Source organism: Pseudomonas sp. efr-133-TYG-103a (assembly GCF_030209235.1).
Classification (GTDB): domain Bacteria; phylum Pseudomonadota; class Gammaproteobacteria; order Pseudomonadales; family Pseudomonadaceae; genus Aquipseudomonas.
This window is the reverse complement of record NZ_JARVSK010000025.1, coordinates 198,903-215,729: the sequence shown is the minus strand read 5'-3', so window position 1 is coordinate 215,729 and position 16,827 is coordinate 198,903. Positions and strand designations below refer to the sequence as shown.

General features: G+C 58.1%; 10 protein-coding genes, 2 tRNA genes and 2 pseudogenes. 9 read left to right on the top strand and 5 right to left on the bottom strand.

Annotation, left to right across the window (positions count from 1 at the left end; all coding sequences use genetic code 11):
- Window positions 1-92 precede the first annotated feature (92 nt).
- Window positions 93-764: a Bax inhibitor-1/YccA family protein gene (locus QRN36_RS20760; protein ID WP_093466862.1), complete on the bottom strand. Its 672-nt coding sequence runs from the start codon at window positions 762-764 to the stop codon at window positions 93-95.
- Window positions 765-898: 134 nt separating this feature from the next.
- Between QRN36_RS20760 and QRN36_RS20755 the strand changes: the two genes are divergently transcribed.
- Together QRN36_RS20755 and QRN36_RS20750 are read left to right on the top strand one after the other, a co-directional pair.
- Window positions 899-1,010, top strand: a tRNA-Ser gene (locus tag QRN36_RS20755).
- 9 nt (window positions 1,011-1,019) lie between these two features.
- A tRNA-Ser gene (locus tag QRN36_RS20750) sits at window positions 1,020-1,110 on the top strand.
- 178 nt (window positions 1,111-1,288) lie between these two features.
- Here the strand turns inward: QRN36_RS20750 and QRN36_RS20745 are convergent.
- Together QRN36_RS20745 and QRN36_RS20740 are read right to left on the bottom strand one after the other, a co-directional pair.
- Window positions 1,289-1,684 (bottom strand): annotated as a pseudogene (locus QRN36_RS20745) (transposase); the annotation flags it as partial.
- 250 nt (window positions 1,685-1,934) lie between these two features.
- A complete protein-coding gene (locus QRN36_RS20740; protein ID WP_285425785.1) occupies window positions 1,935-2,861 on the bottom strand; it encodes a DUF6216 family protein in 927 nt (308 codons plus the stop codon).
- 242 nt (window positions 2,862-3,103) lie between these two features.
- Between QRN36_RS20740 and QRN36_RS20735 the strand changes: the two are divergent.
- Window positions 3,104-3,472, top strand: a pseudogene (locus QRN36_RS20735) (histone-like nucleoid-structuring protein, MvaT/MvaU family).
- 425 nt (window positions 3,473-3,897) lie between these two features.
- Window positions 3,898-7,692 (top strand): hypothetical protein, encoded by a 3,795-nt coding sequence (locus tag QRN36_RS20730; RefSeq protein WP_285425784.1) that lies wholly within the window; start codon window positions 3,898-3,900, stop codon window positions 7,690-7,692.
- Between the two features lie 493 nt (window positions 7,693-8,185).
- On the opposite strand, the gene QRN36_RS20725 is transcribed toward QRN36_RS20730, so the two are convergent.
- On the bottom strand, window positions 8,186-10,024 hold the full coding sequence (locus tag QRN36_RS20725) for an NAD(P)/FAD-dependent oxidoreductase (RefSeq protein WP_285425783.1): 1,839 nt from the start codon (window positions 10,022-10,024) through the stop codon (window positions 8,186-8,188).
- A 247-nt stretch (window positions 10,025-10,271) separates the two neighbouring features.
- Between QRN36_RS20725 and QRN36_RS20720 the strand changes: the two genes are divergently transcribed.
- The 3 genes from QRN36_RS20720 to QRN36_RS20710 all read left to right on the top strand — a co-directional run bounded on the left by QRN36_RS20720 (window position 10,272) and on the right by QRN36_RS20710 (window position 13,798).
- Window positions 10,272-12,179 (top strand): sigma-54-dependent Fis family transcriptional regulator, encoded by a 1,908-nt coding sequence (locus tag QRN36_RS20720; protein ID WP_285425782.1) that lies wholly within the window; start codon window positions 10,272-10,274, stop codon window positions 12,177-12,179.
- A 186-nt stretch (window positions 12,180-12,365) separates the two neighbouring features.
- A complete protein-coding gene (locus QRN36_RS20715; protein ID WP_285425781.1) occupies window positions 12,366-12,596 on the top strand; it encodes a hypothetical protein in 231 nt (76 codons plus the stop codon).
- Between the two features lie 203 nt (window positions 12,597-12,799).
- Window positions 12,800-13,798, top strand: coding sequence for a bile acid:sodium symporter family protein (locus tag QRN36_RS20710; protein WP_285425817.1), 999 nt, complete (start codon window positions 12,800-12,802; stop codon window positions 13,796-13,798).
- Window positions 13,799-13,876: 78 nt separating this feature from the next.
- Here the strand turns inward: QRN36_RS20710 and QRN36_RS20705 are convergent, their stop codons facing one another.
- Window positions 13,877-14,320, bottom strand: a complete 444-nt coding sequence (locus QRN36_RS20705; RefSeq protein ID WP_285425780.1) for a hemerythrin domain-containing protein — start codon at window positions 14,318-14,320, stop codon at window positions 13,877-13,879.
- Window positions 14,321-14,530: 210 nt separating this feature from the next.
- On the opposite strand from QRN36_RS20705, the gene QRN36_RS20700 reads away from it, so the two are divergent.
- Together QRN36_RS20700 and QRN36_RS20695 are read left to right on the top strand one after the other, a co-directional pair.
- Window positions 14,531-15,472 (top strand): aliphatic sulfonate ABC transporter substrate-binding protein, encoded by a 942-nt coding sequence (locus QRN36_RS20700; RefSeq protein ID WP_285425779.1) that lies wholly within the window; start codon window positions 14,531-14,533, stop codon window positions 15,470-15,472.
- 14 nt (window positions 15,473-15,486) lie between these two features.
- The gene (locus tag QRN36_RS20695; protein WP_285425778.1) at window positions 15,487-16,812 is read left to right on the top strand and encodes an LLM class flavin-dependent oxidoreductase; all 1,326 of its coding nucleotides are present in this window, start codon (window positions 15,487-15,489) and stop codon (window positions 16,810-16,812) included.
- The last annotated feature ends 15 nt before the right edge of the window (window positions 16,813-16,827 follow it).

The window sequence follows — 16,827 nt, the reverse complement described above, 5'->3', positions numbered from 1 at the left end:
GTGTGGTCAATGCAGGCAATGATAAAGAATTCATGAACGCGAGACAGCAAAAAGCCCGCCGAAGCGGGCTTTTTGTTGAATGGCGCGTCGAATCAGTCGTCGCGGCCCATGATGCCGAAGATCTGCAACAGGCTGATGAACAGGTTGTAGATCGAAACATACAGGCTGATCGTTGCCATGATGTAGTTGCGCTCGCCACCGTGGATGATGGCGCTGGTCTGGAACAGGATGCAGACCGACGAGAACAGGACGAAGCCTGCGCTGATCGCCAGTTGCAGCCCGCTGATCTGGAAGAACATGCTCGCCAGCACAGCGGCCAGCAAGACAAAGAAGCCAGCGGTGATGAAACCACCGAGGAAGCTCATGTCCTTGCGGGTGATCAGCACGTAGGCCGACAGACCACCGAACACCAGCGCGGTCATGGCGAACGCCGAGGATACGATCTCAGCGCCGCCCTGCATGCCCAGGTAGCGGTTGAGGATCGGGCCGAGGATGAAACCCATGAAGCCGGTCAGCGCGAACGCCGATACCAGGCCCCACGCCGAGTCGCGCAGTTTGTTGGTCAGGAAGAACAGACCGTAGAAACCGATCAGCACGACGAAAACATTCGGGTAGCGGACGTTCATCTGCTGCGCGACGAACGCCATGATGCCGCTGAATGCGAGAGTGAGGGCCAGAAGGCCGTAAGTGTTGCGCAGGACGCGGCTAACCTCTAGCTGCTCGACCTGCACGCGGTTGTTGACTGCGTAATCCTGTTCGCGCATGGCGCTACTCCTGATGTGAAATGAGCGGTTTGAAATCTCAAGTTGCAAAGATCATAACAGAGCCGAAGCCCTGCGCCAGGCAGAGAGTTTGACAGCTTGTTTCATTCCGGTATTATGGCGCCCGCAACGCAATTGGAGGTGTGGCCGAGTGGTTTAAGGCAGCAGTCTTGAAAACTGCCGACTGTAACAGGTCCCTGAGTTCTTATCTAAGGTACCTAGTCGTCGCACCTTACGTAGCAACCTCCAGCAGCATCCGGGAAATTGGCAGAGTGGTTGAATGCACCGGTCTTGAAAACCGGCGTACGTTAATAGCGTACCCAGGGTTCGAATCCCTGGTTTCCCGCCAAATATCAATGAAATCAAGGGCATACGCTTCGGCTATGCCCTTTTTTTCGTCTGTTTACTAGCTCAGATGGGATCAGGGGGTGGCCATTTTTTTCCTTCTCATAAGGCGCGACGGTATTGTCGATCGTGCCCCAGGAAGTGGTGTAACTCATCACGGCCTTGACCACTGAGTTTGCCGTTTAGTTGATAACGGCCGAAAGCTTGGCCTGTGGATTATCGCTGACTGCCTCAAAGGCTTCCAACTGCATGTAACGCCGTTGCAGACACCACTCGTCGTTCTGCTCCAACAACATCGCGCCTACCAGTCGTGTGATCGCCGGATCGTTGGGAAAGATACCCACGACATCGGTGTGGCGCTTGATCTCGGCGTTGAGCCGCTCCAATGGATTGGTGCTGTGCAACTGCTGCCGGTGCGCCTTGGGAAACGCCATGTGAGCCAGTACCTCATCTTCGCAGCCGTCCATTAGTACGGCGATTTTTGGATACTTCTCTCGCAGTTGGTCGGCCACCAGGCGCCATTGTTGATGGCATTCAGCGCGACTGTCCTGAGCGAAGACTGTGCGCAGTAGCGCCGCCCAAAACTTAAGAAGCAAACTACAAGCTAGTCTCGCCTAGCCGACCTCCTGTTGCCTAACACTCTCTCCGAGCTGACGCTCGCCACGCTCCGGGTCATTAGCCATTCCACCCCCCTCTGACCCGACAAAATGCTCAGTGCAAATCATGCGCAGAGTGGTCAGGTCGAATGCAATCGACCGGTCAGGCGTAATGGAAATGACTTGTCCGACCCCGTGCAAAATACTGGTCAAGTGGTATGAGATTTCGCAGCTATAGTGATTTCGCTTGGCTGGACTGCTCGCGGGAGACTGATCCGACGGTCATATCGGGGTGGGGTTCGGGCTCAGACATCGGATATGCTTGGTTAGTGGAATTCGCCGTCGAAGACGCTCGGTCTACCCAAGTCTGCATCTCCTTTGCTCTCAAAAGCCGGTACCAAGACATGGCTACGAAGATGAACAGACCCGCACCAAACACTCGCAGAATCCACGCCGAGTTCGTTTGTGAGTCGATTGCCTCTGCAATAAAGCCGTCATTGAAGCCTAAAACCAGACGGCAGATGACATCTTTATCCCAAATGTCGCGCACCGGATGTGGAGCATCGATGTAAAGACAGTCACCTTGCTGAAGGTGCCACGGCTCGCCACGAAGCCAAACAGGGAGGTCGAACCGTAGACTGTAGGCCTCGTGATTTCCGACCCAGAACCACGTACCTGTGGCGTTGACTTTGAGTAGTGCATAATCGCTCTTCTGGACGAATTGCCCACCTACGATGAATGCAACCGCCAGGATGACGTATAGCGTCCGGGTAACGAGAACCTCCCATCTATCAGGAATCTCGAAGCGCAATTTATTGGCTTTGAAGTATCCGCCTGCACGTCGTAGCTCGGCGAATTCAAGATCGTATGTGCGCATCCAATTATGAAGCTTTGATTTGGCCTTCCCAGACTGCAGATGGAAGCCGGTCTTCAAATTGAATTTGTTCAGATCCAGATATTCGTCAGCGACCTTCTGGTCGTCGGTATTTGTATATTTTCCCTCAAGCCCGAGCCACTTGAGGATCTGATGGACGATGAAAAACAGGGATCGTGTGCGCCACCAGACCACTGCGACAGCCACCACCCCGCAGAAGATAGGCCAGAGCTTGTAGAGGACGTCCAGCAGGTGCATCACGGTAGTGAAAGTTTGTTCAGTCAAGGTTCGCTCTCTCCATGAGAAACAACCGAGCATCCTACAGTGATGAGGGTGGAGGCACAGCATCTGATCGGCAGAATGAAATGCAAAAAAACGATCAGTAACCGTGCCTGTCAGCAGGTGATCGGATGTCTGAAAATCTGGTTAGAAATCGTAGGGTTTTCCTGATTTACATAGGCGATGACCTTGAGTTCGGCTAGCATTAACAACATAGTGTCACCACCCCCATTCAGTAGGAGCAATACATGTCGCGCTTGACAGAATTCCGTAAGCTTGAACAGCAGCTGGCTGCATAACTAGCAGAGCTCGAAACTATCAAAAACGACGACGGCCTCAAGAAAGAAATTTAGTTCGAGACGAGGCTGCGTAACCTTTTGGCTGAACACGGCTGCAGCCTGCGCGATGTTGTCAATATTCTCGATCCTCACGGTGCGAACCGTAAAGGCGCCCCAGCAACTCCTGAGAAAGGCACACGTCGTTCACGTAGCGTTAAGGTCTATAAGAACCCGCACAACGGCGAAATTGTGGAAACCAAGGGCGGCAATCACAAGACCTTGAAAGCTTGGAAAGCTGAATTCGGCAGCAATGAAGTCGAGTCCTGGGTTGCCCAGTGACAAATGATCAGTGCTGAGGAAGCCGCCCGCTGGGCGGCTTTTTTATAGCTGAATTTTAAGCATCGGCCGAGGGCATTGGTAGGGCCGTCCTAATGTCTGGGTGCTCCAGCCAGTAACGGGCCATTAATTAAGTGAGCGTAGGCAATAGGCCCGCGTGGGCAAGCTGGGAGTATTCCTCATGTATCTCCCAAGTTGGGTCAAAGCCAACATGGTTTTTCCACCTGAACCCACCCCACCATCGTTTCAGTCCCAGTTGCCGATCAAGGGGGCTCCCTGAGCACGGCAAGGACTCACCGTTACTGGATCCAAATGGGAGTTTATGGCATATAGCCGCTACTGGAGAGCGCTGCTTCATCTCAGGCGCTCAATTACCATACCGGATACCCAAGCCTGACGGCATGGATGTCGAGCTGACAGGATTAGGAATGTCTCAGGTAGTTTTGGACAGTATTAAACATGTGTGCACCGCTCTCTCGGTGGCGGTCAAAGAAGGGATTCGTGTGTTCCGATCTCTTCGCTCTGTGTCTACCCCAGATGGTACCTTTGAGCCCCTCACACCGGTGCTCATTGAGAGCGCTCAGTTCGACCGGTATGAGCGCGAGTTGCGTAGCGCGCTTGGTAATGATGAGGTTTTGAATATCGCGCTCACCGGAGGATACGGTGCCGGCAAAAGCAGTGTCCTGAAAACCTTTTTTGATCGGCATCCCGAGTTTCAAACGGCTTACGTGTCGTTGGCGACGTTCAGCAAAGATGCTCCTTCCCCTTTGCCGAATTCAGAGGCTGATCCCAGTGAGGCGTCCTCCAAGCCAGCTCATCAACCTCAAAATTCCGACGAGAGCAAAACGTCCAGTGATCTGATCTCCAGAATCGAAGAGACGATAGTCCAGCAGCTCCTCTACGCGGTACCAGCCGCCCGACTGCCCAAGACTCGTCTCAAGCGAATTGTGCAGACCTCGGGACGGAGCATTGCCTGGCGGACAGGCTTCTGGGGGGTAATGCTCGTCGTGGGTGCACGGCTTTATGTCCCTACGCTGAAAGACGTTCCTGCGCTCGACCCTGAATGGTTGCTGCCAACCCTGATGACAATACCCGGATGGCTTTCGGTTGTATTGGCGGGATTGGGAGGTGTGTACCTTCTGTACGCCGGGCTGAAATTCCTTTCAATGTTCAGTATCGATGGCCTGACGCTCAAAGGCGGCAAGCTCGAGGCCATGCATCACGGATCTGTACTCCACAAGAACGTAGACGAGATCATCTACTGCTTTGAACGGAGTGACATTCGTGTAGTGGTCATTGAGGATCTGGATCGGTTCGGCACTCAGGAAGTGTTTTTCCGCCTGCGCGAGATCAATTTCACCATCCGACACTCGCCTCAGATCAAACGTCCTGTCCACTTCATCTACGCGATTCGGGACGAGCTTTTCACAGTCACCGATAAGACGAAGTTTTTCGATCTCATCATTCCTGTGATCCCGGTCGTCAACTCGGAAAACTCGAGGGAGAAGCTCTACGAGTTGATGAAGGGGAGAGAGGTGGACGGCAAGGTGCTCGGAGCTGAACTCGACCCCATTTTGGTGGAGACGGTCTGCTATTACATCGATGAAATGCGGCTGATCAAGAACATCGTCAATGAATACGACATGATCGCGAATTTACTCTGCCACAGCGGCCTTAAGCTGGATCAGAACAAGCTGTTCGCCATCGTAGTCTTCAGGAACCTTCACCCAGATGAGTTTGCTGAGTTGAGCAAGCGAAGAGGCAAGGCATACGCATCGCTTACTGGACTGGCCGTTTGGGCTAGCCAACCGTCGGCAGAACTCACCGAGCTCAAGCGCCTAACCGATGAGAAGGCTCTGCGTGAACAGCACGGCGAAGAGCGCATAATCGATCTGAGGCTAAGAGTTTGGTACGAGGTGATAAAGGCGAGCGGAATTGAAGGTGCAAACCACATCCGGATCGACGGTAATGAGACAGTCAGCCTCAACGAGTTTCTCCAAGAGGATGCATTCACTCGGATCTGTGAAGCTGACAGGCTGGAGAGCCTTCTTCATCAGCAGTGGTCACATAGTTCGCAAAGAGGGAGTCATGTTCGTCCAAGCGACGCGCTTACACGGGCCGGATATAATAAGCGCCTTGCGTGGATTCAGCAGTCTGTAAAAGTACTAGACGATTCCATCAGAGCAACGGAAAGGAAAATCACGGAGCTCAAAACCATTTCTTTCCGAGAAGCTGCCAGAGGTGAGTACGGAGCAGTCATCGCTCAACGTCTGACAGGTATGGACGTAGTCGTATACCTGATGCGCGCCGGTTACCTCGACACCGATTACACGGACTACCTTGGGTTTTTCTACGAAGGCTCTCTGACCCACGATGATCAGAATCTGATTCTGGCCCTCCGACGTCGTATCAGCCCCGACGTTTCTTTGCCAGTTCGCAACCCAGAGCGAGTAGTTGGCAAGCTGGAGCATGATGCTCTGGGTGACGGCAATGGCATCATCGCTGATCTGATAATCGAGCTCTCACTGACGGCGCCGCTCAACGATCTCTCCGACACCAAAACGCAAAAGCTAGATGTGATCTTGCAGAGCGGCTATCGGTATTTGGGCCGGCTTAGTGAAGCAGCACAAATCATCCTTGGTGGGCAACATCAGGCACCATTCGTTCAGGCAATGTACGTGCTGGCACCAAGCCTATTCACTGAGCTACTTGGTTCCGACGGATTCAAAGATCTAGCTACTCGACAGGCGCTGATATGCGGCGTTATGGAGAGCTTGTCCCAAAAGCAGCTTGAGTTGATGGCTCATCGGAAAGAACTCCTTGAAACTATCTCAAGCCTGAGCGAAATCGACGGCTTAATCGCAGGTATGGAGTCGAACACTGGTGGCTGGGCGTGGCTGCGTCGCGAGCCTGTCCGATTCAATAGTCTAGCCTCAGAGGTTGGCAAGGATACATTAGGACAGTTGGTAGAGTGGGGGTGCTTACAGCTTACACTCCCAATGATGACCCTGATGTTGGCAACGTTTACTCCCGAGCGCGGAGATGTATCGTGCAGGCGCCTGCGCGCATTGGATCTGCGTGGACTTGATGCGTTGATTGAGATCGATCCCGAGGAATTTGTCTTCGAACTGTTGAAGCAACCAGACAAGCTCCAGGAAAACACGGAATCCCTTCGATACCTGCTCGACCTTGTAAAAGATGATCAAGATGTGCAGGAGGATTTATTCAAGCACACCGAGTGCATGATTGAGGATCTGGAAGGCTTCACACCGAACATCTGGGAAAAGGCGCTAGCGTCAGACCGAGTGGCATCAGTGGCTCGATCTGCGTGGCATTACTACTACGGCAGGATACTCACATCGATTGAGGCCGCTTCAGAAGAGGCTAGTAAGGATGAGCAAGATTACCTCAGGGATGTCCTCACAGCATTCCTTGCTCGCAACACCATAGAAGCCCAACAGCTTTGGGATGAGAAGTGGACTGATGCGGATGAGCTGAAAGCCTATCTCTTGGCGTCGGAGCTTGACGATGATTCTTTGGGAGAAATATTCGCGAAAACTACCGTCGGTGCGAAGTCCCTTAAAGGCTTGAGCTTACCGAAGAACCGTTGGGAGTTTCTGGCGCAAGCTTCGTTCGTGCCCTTCGATGATGAAGTCTTGGAAGAAATTGGCAACAATGCTCCCGCCGCAGAGGCAAAGTATCTTATCCGATGCTGGGCTCAAGCGCGGAACTACGTCGAACTGCGAAGGCTTGATCCAAAAATTGTAGGGGCTCTCTGCGATGCCGAAAATGTTCCCATTGGGGACATTGCCAAAATGTGGGAGGGCTTGGTTGAGAGGGAGGAGGCCGGAGATGCTTCCGTGATCGGAAGACTTGGTTCTGTCTGCGCCAAAGCCAATGCCGAAAATGTCACGCTACCAAAAAATTGCAGAAGCATGATCGTAGCGCGGGCACGTGACGCCGCAATCTCGCAACGGGAACGCCAGGAACTACTTCACCAGGCACTGAAACTCCACATCGATTGGGCAACCACGTCACTGATCCTGGTCTCCCTGGCTGGTGGGTTCGCTGAGCTTTTGGGAGACAAACGAACAGTACGTCTGCCAAATACTGAGCAGGATCTCCGGCTAGCAAACGCTCTTCATGATCGAGGATTTGTAGGCAAGATCAAAGAGGATAAAAACGGCATCACCGTGTATACCAAGCGCGTGGGGAGGGGGTAGTCCAGTGAGGCTGACCACGCAGCGCAGCCGTGAATGCAAAAGTTTTAGAGCGTGATCTGCAGGTGTCAGAACGACGCGATTCACCGAATGCATCAGGAGTAAATTTGCTCAATTATTCGCTGTAGATGGATCTGTGGTGGGGGTATAAGGGCGGTCGAAGTTGCTGACGCCATGCTGCTGGTATGTGAAGGCACCGGACGGTGGCAGCGCCGCCCGCTTTGCCAGGAGAGCCGGTGATTTGTCGTCTCGCGCCTTATGAGAAGGCTGCTATGAGATTATGACTAGCTTGACTGAAGCCTTTCCGGGTATCGGGTTTTCACGTCCCCCAGATCTTGCTCCTTGATCAATGTCGCAGCCCCGCGAATACCCCCTCGACTGACACAGCCCCCTGAACACTTCATCAAGCCTGCCCGGACCGGGGCGCGATTGCACAGGAAGGTCCTGCGCAATCGTCCTCGGTTTTTACTCGCCGATCATGCATCGGGGCTCAGCGTCAGGCAGTGGCGCCCACTTCGTCGCCGGGTGCGCGGGGCGGGGCATAGACAGGAGTGGCCAGCCCTTCGAAACGCGCTTTGAGCTGCAACGCCAGGTACAGCGAATAATGCCGTGACTGATGCAGGTTGCCGCCGTGAAACCACAGGTTCGGCTGCCGCGTCGGCTTCCACATGTTGCGCAGTTCGCCCTCGTATGGACCAGGATCTTTCGTGGTGCCCGAGCCCAGACCCCAGCAGGGCCCGACGTTATCGGCGACTTCCTGGGAAATCAGCTTCGCTGCCCAGCCGTTCATCGATCCGTAGCCGGTGGCGTAGACGATCAGGTCTGCGGGCAGGCGACTGCCGTCGTTGAGCACCACCGTGTCCGCTTCAATGCGCTCGACGCCCAGGCCCGGCGCGCTTTTCAGTTTGATGGTGCCATCGGCAATCAGCGCCGAGGCGCCCACGTCGATGTAATAACCGGAGCCGCGCCGCACGTATTTCATGAACAGGCCTGACTCGTCGTCGCCAAAATCGAGCATGAATCCTGCCTGGCTCAAACCCTCGTAGAAGTCTCTGTCACGCGCCTTGATGACGTCGAACACCGGCCGATGGAAGGCAGGCATGACTTTGTAGGGAATGGAGGCGAAGAGCATGTCGGCCTTGTCGGTGGTCAGGCCGCTTTCCACGGCGTCCTCCGAGTACAGGCCGCCAAACACCAGGTCCATCAGGCTGTCCGAGCGCACGATGTGCGTGCTGGAGCGCTGCACCATCGTGACGTCGGCGCCGTTTTCGACCAGGTCGGCGCAGATGTCGTGGGCCGAGTTATTCGCGCCGATCACCACCGCGCGCTTGCCGCGCCAGGCATCACCGCCCGGATGCCGGCTGGAATGATGCTGCTGACCCTGGAAGTGCTCGGCGCCGGGGTAGACCGGTACGTTCGGCACGCCGGACATCCCGGTGGCCAGAATCAGCTGGGTCGGCGTCAGCGTCAGCGGCTCGCCGTCACGCTGCACCTGAACCGTCCAGGTGCCCGCTTGCTCGTCGAAGCGCGCACTTACGCATTCGGTGCGCGGCCAGTAGTTGAGCTCCATGACCTTGGCATACATCTCCAGCCAGTCGCCAATCTGGTCCTTTGGCGTGAACACCGGCCAGTGATCGGGGAAGGGCAGGTACGGCATGTGGTCGTACCAGACCGGGTCATGCAGGCACAGCGATTTGTAGCGTCCGCGCCATTGATCACCGGGACGCTCGGCTTTATCGACAATCAGGGTCGGCACGCCCATGCGTTTGAGCCGCGCCGCCAGGCCCAGGCCGCCCTGGCCTCCGCCAACGATCAGGCAGTACGGCTGAACAGTGCGGCCCAGCGACGCTTCTTCATCGCGACGACGCTCCAGCCAGTTGCGCCCGTCGGCGTGGCCGTGGCCGTGACTGGCGCCCATCGGTCGCCGACGGCCTGTGGGCTCTTCGAATCCCTTGAGCTCGCGCAGGGTCGTCAACAGGGTCCAGCACAGGCCGTCCTTGAGACGCACGTAGCCTTTGCCGCGACCGGCGTCTGTCTCAAGGCTGATCCAGCCTTCGAGCACACCGTCGTTTAGCGTCGCCTCTCCGTCCAGCTGCCACTGCTCGGGACGGGTCAGGTCCAGGCGCGCTTCGAGCATGTCCCGGATCGCGGGCTGGCCTTCCAGGGTCACCAGGTTCCAGCTGAACAGCAGCAGGTCGCGCCAGTAGCATTCGTCGGCAAAGAGTTCCAGGGCGCCGTCCAGGTCCCGTTGGGCGAGCCGCTGACCCAGATTGTCGACCCAGGCAGCCAGTTCGGTGGTCGGCGTTTGATGAGGTGTTTCTACGGCGATGTTCATGGGGGCTTCTCCCGATCTTGTTGTTTTTGTACCGGACTGGATCAGAGCAAGCGTCGGGCCACCTTGGCCAAACCTGCGTGGCAGAGCGGTTTTCGGGGGATTGGCCAGTGTTTTGAGATCGGCGGAGTGTCACGCTGGCGATATGACTCGGTGACACAGTGTCACGCGGCGCGCGGGCGGCCGGCGGCGGTCTCTTGGTCTAAGCTGCGGACTGAGCCGTCGCTTCCCGTCACGGAGAACAACAATAATGACGCCCACCCTGATCAACGCCCACGCGCAGCAGGTGCTGCAAGCGGTGCAGGGCACTCACGCCAGTGCTGGCCCAGGCCCCGACCTTGCCATCACCCGATCGTGGCGCCGCTGTCTGGATCAACATCGACTCGATCCCGCCAGCCGCCGCGCGCCCGATGTCCTCGAGCAGCCGCGCCTGCAGGATCACCGCGCGCCGCTGGAACACATGATCGCCGCCGCGCGCTGGCAGATGAACAGCCTGCACCAGCAGGTCGGGCGTGACGGTCATGTGGTGTTGCTGACCGACGCTCGCGGGGTTGCGATCGACAGCGTATTCAATGAGGCCGAGCGTTCGGAGTTCCAGCGCTCCGGGCTGTGGCTGGGGTCGGTGTGGAGTGAAGAAAACGAGGGCACCAATGGCGTCGGCACCTGCCTGGTGGAGCGCCGCCACGTGACGATTCGGCGTGATGAGCATTTTCGCGGCCAACACGTCGGGCTCACCTGTTCGGCCAGCCCGGTATTCGATTCCAGCGGCGAATTGCTGGCGGTGCTCAATCTTTCCTCGGTGCGCAGAGAGCAGAGCCTCGCACAGCATTTTCAGGCCATGGCGCTGACCCAGTTGTCCGCCAGACTGATCGAAAGCTGCTTTTTCCTGGGCAATGAACCGCACCGTTATCTGTTGCGCTTTCACCCGGAAGCCGGGTTCGTGGGGCTGCTGGGAGAAGGCCTGCTCGGTTTCGACGATGACGCCCGCGTCTGCTCAGTCAATCAGGCCGCGCTGGATCTGTGGGACATGACCCGGGCGCAACTGGTGGGCCAGCCGCTTGCAGCGTTAGTGCAGACGCCCATCGAACACCTGCTGAGTCAGGCCAGCGTCCAGCCCGGCGTGTGCTGGCCACTGCGCTTGCTCGACGGTCGGCTGTTTTACGCTCAGCTTCGCGCACCGCTGCGTACGTCACCACGGACGACGCCCTCGCAACCCGGCATCAAGGATGCGCGCGTGTGCCTGGAAGATCCGCGCCTGCAACGCGGCTTCGACCGCGCGCTACGGGTAATGGAGCGGGATGTGCCGGTGTTTCTGCAAGGCGAAACCGGCACGGGCAAAGAAGCCTTTGCCGCGGCACTGCACCGAGCCAGCAGCAGGGCAGGCCAACCTTTTGTCGCGATCAACTGCGCGGCCATTCCCGAGTCGCTGATCGAGAGCGAGCTGTTTGGTTACCGTGGCGGCAGCTTCACCGGCGCGCGCAAGGACGGCATGGTCGGCAAGCTGGAGCAGGCCCATGGCGGAATCCTTTTTCTCGATGAAATTGCCGACATGCCGTTGGCACTGCAAACGCGTCTGTTGCGGGTGCTGGAGGAACGTCAGGTCGTGCCGCTGGGCGGTGCGTCGGCGCGTCCTCTGGATGTTCGCCTGATCAGTGCAAGCCATCAGGACTTGCAGGCCTGCGTGGCCGACGGCCGTTTTCGCGAAGACCTGTTCTATCGCCTAGGCGGCTTTGCCGTGCAGCTGCCGCCGCTGCGCGAGCGCTCCGACCGAGACGCGCTGCTCGATCTGCTGCTGCGCAATGAGGCCAAGGGCTTGCGGATTCAGCTGGAGCCGGGCGTCAGGGAACGTTTGCTGGCGCACCCCTGGCCGGGCAACGTCCGACAACTGCGCACCTGCCTGCGCACATTGATCGCGCTGGCCCGGGAAGGGCGCGTGACGCTCGACGATGTGGCCGAGCTGTTGCCGGACGCCTCGGCGGTGGCGCAAAACCCCTTGCATCAGTCCGAGCGTCAGACGCTGCTCAGCCTGATCGAAGCCGAGCACTGGCATGTCGCTCGGGTCGCCGCGCGGCTGGGCATCAGTCGCAATACGCTGTATCGCAAGCTGCGGCATCACGGCATCGTTCGTCCCGGCCGGCCCGACCCGCTGCCCTCGTGACTGCCCGTGCGCAGAAAGCGGCGACGCTGCCAGCGCGCGCTTTCCAGAGTCTCGCCCGTGTTGGTCTGAACCTTGCTACTTCCCCTGTACAGGACGCCTCGCCAACCGAAAATTGACGCAAGGCGCCTGCACCTTCTCGCAGACACGAATCGGCACGCTCCCAGATGAGCTGCCTTGGAGCCAGCCTTGAGCACCCTCTCGGAAATTGCAGCAAACCTTTTGAAGCGTGAACACATGACCGAGGCGCCTGGTGCGCAAGGCGCCGCGCCGGCGGGGATGGGCTGGGAGCAGTTGATGACGCTCTCCCAGGAGAAGGACGTGCTCAAGTGGCAGGCGCAGCTCAGCGACCTGATCAGCCGGACGCAAGGTCAGCGTCGGGTGACGGTCATGCGCGTGATCCAGGGCGGGCTGTCGTAAAACCTGGATGACTCGCCCGGGTAGCAGACGCAGCGCGGCTTGAAGCAACACCGCGCTGTGGCTCGCTCAGGCCGCTGCATCGAACTTCGTCCCACGCTTGAAGTATGTCCGTTACGCGGCATTGGTCGACATATTGGCGTTAGCCTGCACGTTCAGGGCGCGTTAAAGTCGCCACCATGTTCCTGCACATCCGGATGAAAGAGATGACGCGCCCTCGGTTTTTACCTGACAACTTCACCCTGACGCTGGTCGCCGTGGTGATCATCGCAAGCTTTTTGCCCGCCAGTGGGCAGGTCGCCGTCGGCTTTGGCTGGTTGACCAACATCGCCATTGCCCTGCTGTTTTTCCTTCATGGGGCGAAACTTTCGCGTGAGTCGATCATCGCCGGTGCGGGCCACTGGCGCCTGCATTTGCTGGTGTTCGGCCTGACCTTCGTGCTGTTCCCGCTGCTGGGCCTGGCGCTCAAACCGGTGCTGTCACCGCTGATCGGCAACGATCTTTACATGGGCATCCTTTACCTCTGCGCACTGCCGGCGACGGTGCAGTCTGCAATTGCCTTCACGTCGCTGGCGCGCGGCAATATTCCGGCGGCGATCTGCAGCGCGGCGGCGTCGAGTCTGTTCGGGATTTTCCTGACGCCGCTGTTGGTGACGCTCCTGCTGAATGTCCACGGCGAGGGCGGCTCGACGCTCGATGCAATCATCAAGATCAGCGTGCAGCTGCTGCTGCCGTTCATTGTCGGCCAGATCGCCCGTCGCTGGATCGGTGCCTGGGTAGGGCGCAATAAGAGCTGGCTGAAGTTCGTCGATCAGGGCTCGATTCTGCTGGTGGTCTACGGCGCATTCAGCGAGGCGGTCAACGAAGGCATCTGGCACAAGATTCCGCTCTGGCAGCTGGGCGGTCTTGTGGTCGTCTGCTGTGTGGTGCTGGCGCTGGTGCTGACGGCCTCGACCCTGCTGTCCAAGGCCTTCGGCTTCAATCAGGAAGACCGCATCACGATTCTGTTCTGTGGCTCAAAGAAAAGCCTGGCGACCGGCGTCCCGATGGCGCAAGTGCTGTTCGCCGGCAGCACCATAGGTGTGTTGATCCTGCCGCTGATGCTGTTTCATCAGATTCAGTTGATGGTTTGCGCGGTGCTCGCCCAGCGTTACGCCAAGCGCACTGAACCGGTTGCGGAACTGATGGCGCAGGTCGATCCGTAATCGTCTTGGTGTGACGCCGCTGATATGAAAAAGCCCCGATGATTCGGGGCTTTTTGTGTCCGCAAGCGTTGATTGCGATCAGGCTTCGGCCAGTTGTTCCTCGTATTCCTTGACGTACTCGCCCGCTAGTTTCTCTTTCTGCTTGTCGTCGAGCAGTTTTCCGGCCATCTGGAAGAACTTCTGCTCCTCTTCCTTCAAATGATGGTGGACCTTCTCCGAGAGCTTCTTGGCGGTCGCCAGCCAGGCCGGGCTGGACATCTCGGTCTCATCCAGTTCTTCCATCATCTCGTCCATCTCATGGTGCTCGGAAATGGCATGGCGGCTCAGATCGACGCCATTGTCGAACTGCATCAGCGGGATATAGAAGAAGCGCTCTTCGGCGGTTTCATGAGCCTGGAGTTCGGCCTTGAGCTGCTTGTACGCCTCAACGCGTTCCTTGCTGTCGCCGTGGGTCTGGATCAGTGCATCGGCGTAACCGCGCTGCCGGTCATGGCTTTCTCTCAGGGCTTCGAAAATGTTCACGGTGTGGTTCCTCGGTCAACGGCAGGTATGCCTATTGCTAGACCGTCGGCGATGATCGGACGTTCCCTGAGGGCAGGGGCATAAGCTTAGATCCATACGTTTCTTTCATATTCATGGGCTATTTTTATAATAAAAAAGAATTTCAACCCGAACGCTCATGCATTTCCATGCTGAGCGTCCGCTTCAGTCGCCTTCAACCCAAGGATCGCCATGTCCCTTCGCACGCTCATCGTCGCCGCCACTCTGCTGCTGGCGACGGTCACTGCCCACGCCGAGCAGGTCATCAATATCGGCTATCAGCGGTCTTCTACGCTGTGGATTCTGCTCAAGAACGACGGTCAGCTGGAGCAGCGCCTCAAACCGCTGGGCTTCACCGTCAACTGGCATGAGTTCAGCAGTGGCCTGTTGAGCGCCATGAATGCCGGCAGCGTCGATCTGCACGCTGACGTGGCGGATGCCTTTGCCCTGTTTACACAGGCCGCCAACACGCCGCTGACCTATTACGCCCGTGAAAACCCGTCGCCGACTGCGCAGGCGATCATCGTTCAGGACAACTCGCCGATTCACAGCCTGGCCGATCTGAAGGGCAAGCGCGTCGCGGTGTCCAAGGGCTCGGGCAGCAACTTTCTGTTGATCTCGGCGCTGAAAAAAGCCGGGCTGACCCTCGCTGATATCCAGCCCGTTTACCTGGAAGCGCCGGACGGCGTGGCGGCGTTCTCCAGCGGCAATGTCGACGCGTGGGCGATCTGGGACCCGTTCCTGGCGACGCAACAGCGAGAGCACCATGTGCGTGTATTGGCCGATGGCAGTGATGGCGTTGCCAACTACAACCGTTTCTATGTCGCCAATACAAGCTTCGCCAAGGCCCACCCGGACGTGCTGCAAGTGGTCTTCGATACCCTTCATGACGCCGGGCAGTGGGTCAAAGGCCATCCGCAGGAAGCGGCGAAAAACCTGGCGCCGCTGTGGGGCAACCTTCCGACGGCAACCGTCGAGCTGGCCAACAGCCGTCGCAGCTACGACATCGTGCCGGTCAAGATCGACCAACTGGCCGAGCAGCAGCGCATCGCCGATTACTACTTCGAAGCCAGGCTGATTCCCAAGCCACTGAAAATTTCCGACATCGCCGTCTGGGTGCCCAAGGCCAACTAAGCAGGAGACTGTCCATGAGTCGTCAAATTCACCTGTCTGCCTTTCTGCTGACCGGCCCGGTCATCCACAGTCATGCGGCCTGGCGCCACCCCGAAACGATCGGCAATTATCTGGACCCTGAGTATTACGCGCGCACGGCGCGGGTGGTGGAAGAAGGGTTGTTCGATTTTCTGTTTTTCGCCGATCGTCTGGCCGTCGGTGACCAGATGGGCGGCTCCCGCGATGTGGCGTTGCGTTACGGCGCCCAGGATGCGACGCGTCTGGATCCGCTGCCGATTCTGTCCTATCTGGTGGGGCAGACCCGCAAGCTGGGGCTGGGCGCCACGCGTTCGACCACTTACTACGAGCCCGCGCAAATCGCCCGAGAATTCGCCACGCTGGATCATCTGTCCAAAGGCCGGGCGGCGTGGAACATCGTCACGTCCATGAACGACAGCGAAGGGCGGCTGTTCGGCAAGGACAAGCACCTTGAGCACGATCTGCGGTATGACCGCGCCGATGAGTTCGTCGAAGTGGCGCTCAAGCTATGGCGCAGTTGGGCGCCGGATGCTTTGAAGCTGGATCGCGAAAGCGGTGTGCTGGCCGACCCTTCGAAGATTACCTCTGTGCAGCATCAGGGCGAGTGGTTCAAGGTCGAAGGGCCGCTGAACATACCGCGCACACCGCAGGGCCGTCCGGTGCTGATCCAGGCCGGTTCGTCGGGGCGAGGGCGGCGGTTCGGTGCGCGCTGGGCCGAGGCGATCTTCACCATTCACCCTCACCTGAAAGCGATGCAGGCGTTTCGCGAAGACGTGCGTGGGCAGGTCGTGCAGCAAGGGCGCAGCGCCGACAGTTGCAAGGTGTTGACCGCCGTGATGCCGTTCATTGGTGGCAGCGAGGCCGAAGCGCGGGCCAAGCGCGACCGGCACAACGCGCTGGCGCGCCCGGAGTTGGGGCTGGTGACGCTGGCCTCGCAATTGAACGTGGACCTGTCGCCGTTTCCGCTGTCGGCCACGCTGGCTGAAATTGCCCGTGATCCGTCGATCCATCCGGCTGCCGCCGAGAAGCTGCTGATGCAGGGCGCGCAGACCACGCTGGAGGAACTGGGGCGGATCTTCGCCAGCAGCGTTCGGGTCCCGCAACTGGTGGGAACAGGCGCGCAGATCGCCGATCAATTGGCGGAATTGTTCACCCAGGGTGGCTGTGATGGCTTCGTGATTTCTCCGGCGTATCTGCCCGGCTCGTTCAGCGAGTTCGTCGAAAGCGTGATCCCGCACTTGCAGCGCAAAGGCTTGTTTCGCACGGCTTACGAAGGCTCGACATTGCGCGAGCATCTGGGGCTTGCCGCGCTGGAGGATTGAGGCCGCTAACGCTGG

Bases quoted from the DNA above. Each gene is read 5' to 3' on its own strand.
- QRN36_RS20760 (WP_093466862.1), bottom strand. From the start codon at position 764: ATGCGCGAACAGGATTACGCAGTCAACAACCGCGTGCAGGTCGAGCAG.
- QRN36_RS20730 (WP_285425784.1), top strand. From the start codon at position 3,898: ATGTCTCAGGTAGTTTTGGACAGTATTAAACATGTGTGCACCGCTCTC.
- QRN36_RS20725 (WP_285425783.1), bottom strand. From the start codon at position 10,024: ATGAACATCGCCGTAGAAACACCTCATCAAACGCCGACCACCGAACTG.
- QRN36_RS20720 (WP_285425782.1), top strand. From the start codon at position 10,272: ATGACGCCCACCCTGATCAACGCCCACGCGCAGCAGGTGCTGCAAGCG.
- QRN36_RS20710 (WP_285425817.1), top strand. From the start codon at position 12,800: ATGACGCGCCCTCGGTTTTTACCTGACAACTTCACCCTGACGCTGGTC.
- QRN36_RS20700 (WP_285425779.1), top strand. From the start codon at position 14,531: ATGTCCCTTCGCACGCTCATCGTCGCCGCCACTCTGCTGCTGGCGACG.
- QRN36_RS20695 (WP_285425778.1), top strand. From the start codon at position 15,487: ATGAGTCGTCAAATTCACCTGTCTGCCTTTCTGCTGACCGGCCCGGTC.